Origin of the sequence: Acinetobacter lactucae (assembly GCF_013344765.1) — a bacterium.
Classification (GTDB): Bacteria; Pseudomonadota; Gammaproteobacteria; order Pseudomonadales; family Moraxellaceae; genus Acinetobacter; species Acinetobacter lactucae_A.
Genome location: NZ_JABVBF010000442.1, coordinates 1 through 407 on the forward strand (window position 1 = coordinate 1; position 407 = coordinate 407).

Consider the following 407-nt stretch of genomic DNA (forward strand, 5'->3'; position numbering starts at 1 on the left):
TACGCAGATACATCCACCTCGGGATACTGCTGCAAGTAGCGGACGATGCACGGCATGACGAACTTCTTGCCGAACAGGATCGGCGCCGTCACCGCCAGTTCGCCCCTGGGCGTGGCGTTGATGCCGGCTGCCGCTTCGTTGGCTTCGTGAATGCTGGCCAGGATGTGCCGGGTGTCCTCCAGGTAACGGCTACCGGCCTCGGTAAGGCGTACGCTGCGGGTAGTGCGCAGCAACAGCTTGACCCCAAGCTGTTCTTCCAGGGCACTGACAGCCCGGGTGACTGCCGCTGGCGAGATGTCCAGATGACGGGCCGCGGCGGCAAAGCTTTCCAGCTCGCCAACGGCTACGAACACCTTCATCAGGTGAATCTGATCCATGCCGGCTCCTGAGTATCGTGGGTTGTGTAT

1 protein-coding gene is annotated in these 407 nt (G+C 61.7%); it reads right to left on the reverse strand.

Features of this window, described 5'->3' with window-relative positions:
- On the reverse strand, positions 1-377 hold a 377-nt coding region (locus HUN22_RS17760; RefSeq protein WP_174732110.1), incomplete at its 3' end, for a LysR family transcriptional regulator.
- Between the last annotated feature and the right edge of the window lie 30 nt (positions 378-407).